General features: G+C 69.3%; 2 protein-coding genes. One reads left to right on the plus strand and one right to left on the minus strand.

What is annotated here, in order from left to right; genetic code table 11:
- Positions 1 to 501 precede the first annotated feature (501 nt).
- Positions 502 to 3,435, plus strand: coding sequence for a two-component regulator propeller domain-containing protein (locus tag AB1824_12985; GenBank protein ID MEW5765875.1), 2,934 nt, complete (start codon positions 502 to 504; stop codon positions 3,433 to 3,435).
- 321 nt (positions 3,436 to 3,756) lie between these two features.
- On the opposite strand, the gene AB1824_12990 is transcribed toward AB1824_12985, so the two are convergent.
- Positions 3,757 to 4,983 (minus strand): patatin-like phospholipase family protein (locus tag AB1824_12990; protein MEW5765876.1); only part of this gene is annotated, 1,227 nt, incomplete at its 5' end.

The following is a 4,983-nucleotide window of genomic DNA, read 5'->3' on the forward strand; positions in this document are numbered from 1 at the left end:
CACCGCCCCCACCCTCGGCGTCATGTACACCTTCGAACTCCTGCCCGAAAAAAGAAATTAGGGACAGCCACCTATTTTCTCAGGGGAGGGCGCGGAGACCCTCCCCTACGAACCCTCCTCGGCCGATGCGAGGATCGGCCGCACCAGAGGCCCGCGTCTTTCGTCTACCGTCTCACGTTTTGCTCCGGTCGGGAGACCGGCGGGCGAGGGCGCCCGCCCCACGGGTTCCGCTTCTGCCTCTGTCTCTCAATCCCAAATCCCAATCTCCAAATGCCCCTTCGCCTTTGTTTTCTAATCCGCAATCTCGAATCCCAAGTCCCAAATGCCCCTTCGCCCTTGTCTTCAAGTCCGCAATCCCAAATCCCAAATGCCCTTTCTTTTCCTTTCGCCTTCTGCCTTTCGCCTTTTTTCCGTCTCCCGCTTCCCGTCTCACAAAATAGGTGGCTGTCCCTAATTATTTTCAGCCTTCCCCCTCCCTCCCTCCCGTGCTAGGATTTCCCCATGACGCCCGCGAGGATCTGGAGACCCGTCGCCGCGGCCATTGTGGCGGCGGCCTTCTGCGTCCCCGCATCCTGGGCGCTGGATCCCCGCAAGGCTCCCACCCAGTACATCCACTCCTCGTGGCTCTCGGAGGACGGCCTCCCGCAGAACTCGGTGACCGCCATCCTCCAGGACCGCACGGGCTACCTCTGGCTCGCCACCCAGGAGGGCATCGTCCGCTTCGACGGCGTCTCCTTCACCGTGTTCGACAAGTGGAACACCCCCGCCATCGTGCGCAACAACATCCGCGACGTCTGCCTGGATGCTTCCGGAACGCTCTGGGCGGGAACCAACGGGGGCGGCCTCCTGCGCATGGAGAACGGCGCCTTCACGGTCCTCGACTCGAAGGACGGCCTCGTCTTCGACAACGTCACGTCCCTCTGCGGCACCCGCGACGGCGCCGTCTGGGCGGGCACCTACGGAGGCGGTCTGAGCCGGTACAAGGACGGCGTCTTCACCAATTTCACGACCCGGGAGGGCCTTCCCCACAACAGCATCCTCACCCTCTACGAGGACCCGATCACGGGCGACCTTTGGATCGGGACCAACGGCGGCGGTCTGTGCCGCTTTGCGGGCGGCCGGTTCGAGACCGTGCCCGGACTGCCCGAGCCGGTGGTCTACGCCGTGCACCGCGGCCGGGACGGCACCCTCTGGATCGGGACCTACAACCAGGGCCTCTGCGCCTTGCAGAATGGACGCCTGCGCGTCTACACCACGAAGGACGGCCTCACGAGCGACCGCATCACGTGCCTGCTCGAGGACCGCGACGGGAACCTCTGGGTGGGCACCTTCGGCGGCGGCCTGAGCCGCCTCCACGAAGGCCGCTGGAGTTCCTTCACAACCCGCGACGGGCTCCCCTACGACGTGGTTCGGGCCCTCTGCGAGGACGGCGAGGGGAACCTCTGGATCGGCACCAACGGAGGCGGCCTCAACTGCCTCCACGACGGCCCCTTCGCCACCTTCGGAGTTCCCGAGGGCCTCTCCAACGACTTCGCCATCGGCCTCCTTGAAACCCGGGACGGGAGCCTCTGGATCTCCACCAACGGCGGCGGGATCAACCGGTTCAAGGACGGGCGCTTCACACGCCTCACGACCGCCGAGGGAATGCCGAACGACCTGATCCGGAGCCTCTGCGAGGACCGCTCTGGGGCCCTCTGGGTCGGGACCGACGGCGGCGGCCTGGCCCGGGTCCAGAACGGGAAGATCACGACCCTCACCACCGCCGACGGACTCCCCACCAACCGCGTCATCGCCGTCTACGAAGACCGGCGGGGCATCCTCTGGGCGGGAACCAACGGCGGCGGCCTCTGCCGCATCGAGGGCCGCGCCATCCAGTCCTTCTCCCCCACCGGGGCGAGTACCGGGGGGCTGGTGAACCTCATCTTCGAGGACAGCCGCGGCCGCTTGTGGGTCAGCACGTATGGGGGCCTGAGCCTGTTCGAGAACGGGCGCTTCACGGGGTTCGAGGGCCGCGAGGCCATCGGCAACGCCATCGTCACGCACATGCACGAGGACGCTCGAGGCGCCCTCTGGATCGGCACCATCGGCTCCGGCGTCTTTCTGATGCGCGGGAGCCGGGTGGACCGGATCTCCAAGGCCCAGGGGCTGCCCGACGACACGGCCTACCAGATTCTCGAAGACGACCTCGGCCACGTCTGGATGAGCGGAAACCGCGGCGTCTACCGTGCGCGCATCCAGGACATGGTGGACTGCGCCGAAGGGCGGCTTCCCCGAGTGCCCGTCACGGAATTCGGCGTGGCCGACGGCATGCGGAGCGCCGAGTGCAACGGCGGCTTCGTCCCCGCCGGGATCAGGGCCCGCGACGGACGCCTCTGGTTTCCCACCATCCGGGGCGTGGTCGTGGTGGACCCCGACGAGCGGCGCTTCAACGCCCAGCCCCCGCCCGTGCTCGTGGAACGGGTCGTCGTCAACGGCGTGCCGCGCGAGGCGGCGGCCGAGATCGTCCTCCCTCCCGGCCGCAACCGCCTCGACATCCACTACACCGGCCTCTCCTTCGTGGCCCCGGAGCGCGTCCAGTTCCGGTACGTTCTCGAAGGCTTCGACCCCGACTGGGTGCGCGCCGAAACCCGGCGCGTGGCGACCTACACCAACCTCCCGCCGGGGAAGTACACCTTCCGCGTCACGGCCTGCAACAACGACGGGGTCTGGAACGCCCAGGGAGCCTCCCTCACCCTCGTCCAGAAGCCCCGCTTCTACCAGACGGCTCCCTTCCTCTTCCTCTGCATCGTGGCGGGCGTCGCCCTCCTCGCCGGAGCCGTCCGGCTTCGCGTGCGCAGCCTCGAAGCCCGCCGCGTCGTCCTCGAGGCCCTCGTGGAGGAGCGCACCCGCGAACTCAGGACCGCCAACGACCGCCTCGCCGAACTCTCGGCCCAGGACCCCCTCACCGGACTCGCCAACCGGCGGCGCTTCGACGCCCACATCGAGGCCCAGTGGCGACAACTGGCCCGCACGGGAGGCTGGCTCTCCCTCCTCATGGCCGACCTGGACGGCTTCAAGGCCTACAACGACACCTACGGACACCCCGCGGGGGACGCGGCCCTCGTCCGAGTCGCCGCCCTCCTCGCCGAAGCCGCCAACCGCGCCGGAGACCTGGCCGCCCGCTACGGCGGCGAGGAATTCGCCCTCGTCCTGACGGGGACCGATATCCAGAACGCCGAAGCCCTCGCCGAAAGCCTCCGCGCCGCCGTGGCCGCCCTCTCCATCGCCCACGCGGGCCTCCCCGGAGGCGTCCTCACCCTCAGCCTGGGCGTGGCCACCGTCGTCCCCGATCCCGCCCTCTCCTGGCGCACCCTCGTGGATTCCGCCGACCAGGCCCTCTACCGCGCCAAGCAGGAAGGCCGCAACCGCGTCTGCACCGCCAGAGACTTAAAATAGGGACAGCCACCTATTTTCAACCGCATTTCAAGGCGCTCACACCGCAGAGGAGGGCGCGGAGGCCCTCCCCAACAAAACCCGCCCCGGCCGATGCAACCATCGGCCGCTACGAAGCACTCGCGCGGTAGGGTCGGCCCTCCGTGGCCGCCCGCCCCACAATGTTTTAGGGTTGTGTGGCGCGGCCGCCCCCGGCCGCGGCCTTTGATCCCTGTGTCTGGCGGGCGAGGGCGCCCGCCCCACGGATTCCGCTGTCGCCTTTGTTTCTAAATCCGAAATCCCAAATCCCAATTTCCAATTGCCTCTTCTCTCCCCTCTCGCGTCTCACCCCCAATACACAGCCTTGTTGGCCCAGACCTGCCATCGGGCGTGGTCGGAGAGGACCTTCAGGTCCGAGGGGTCCACGGCGCTGAAGCCGGTGGGGATGTGGTTCGCGCGCTCGGCCGCCGCCGCCCCGCCCATGGCCGCGTAGATCTCTCTGGCAGGACCCAGGCCGGCCCCCACGGCTTCGAGAAAGGCCTCCTTGGCCGGAAGGTCGTCCCAGAGGGGCAGGTCCGGCGCGCTCCGCCCCGTGCGGGCCTCGAAGTCGGCGGCCAGCCCCAGGAGGCGCCAGCGCGGGATTTTCCTGACGAAGTGGTCCCAGTCCTGGTTCACGCGCACCATGAGCACCCGGCGCGCGGGCCGCTCGGGTTCGGCGGCGAGATAGGCCCGCAGGTCGGGGCGCGCGGCCACCTCCGGCTCGCGCAGGGCCTCCACGAGCCAGGATTTCTCCCGCTCGGCGAAGAGGCCGTGGCGCATGTGGCGGTCCTCCTTCTGGTTCATCACCGTGGCGATGCGCTCGAGCACGGGCGCGCTCAGGGCCCCCATGAGCCAGCCCCTCACCCGGTCCCGCAGGCCCTCCGGCCCCCACGCCGCCTCCCGCGCCCCCGCGTCGCTGGCCGCCACGTCCCACCCGGCGAACTCGCTCTCGGCGTTCAGCACCGTCTCGATGCCCAGGTTCTCCAGCACCCCGCCGTCCGTCAGCACGAACTCCTTCATGCGCCTCAGGTCCTCGGTGGTCCCCCAGCCCTCGGGGACCCCTCCCCGGCCCCGCCCCAGGGAAACCGGGGGCAGGCCCACGGGGAAGGCCGCCGACGCCGCCGCCGCCAGCGCCACGGGGTAGTCCGGCAGGGGGGCCCACTCGCTCACCCCGCCGCCGGGCGGGGCCAGCCCCACGCACTTGAAGCCTTTTCGCGCGAACTTTCCCGTCTGCCCGTGGTTGAGAACGCAGACGTTCATCACCAGGCGCGGGCTCGCGGGCAGGCCCGAAAGCGTCAGGCCCTCAAAGAAGAGGCCATCGAAGGTCTCCGCGATGGCGTGGGTGCGCGTGTAGCCCGGGAGCAGGAGCTTCACCAGGCGCGGCCGGATCGTCCGCCCGATGAAGCCCTTGGACAGTTCCGCGCCCATGCGCTCCAGGAAGGCCTCGTCCGGCTCCCCCCGCCCCCGCGCCGCCATCCACGCCGCGCCGAAGACCGATCCCCCCGACACGGTGGACACCACCCCCACCGAGTC

The organism is Acidobacteriota bacterium, from assembly GCA_040752915.1.
Classification (GTDB): Bacteria; Acidobacteriota; UBA4820; order UBA4820; family DSQY01; genus JBFLVU01.

Bases quoted from the DNA above. Each gene is read 5' to 3' on its own strand.
- AB1824_12985 (MEW5765875.1), top strand. From the start codon at position 502: ATGACGCCCGCGAGGATCTGGAGACCCGTCGCCGCGGCCATTGTGGCG.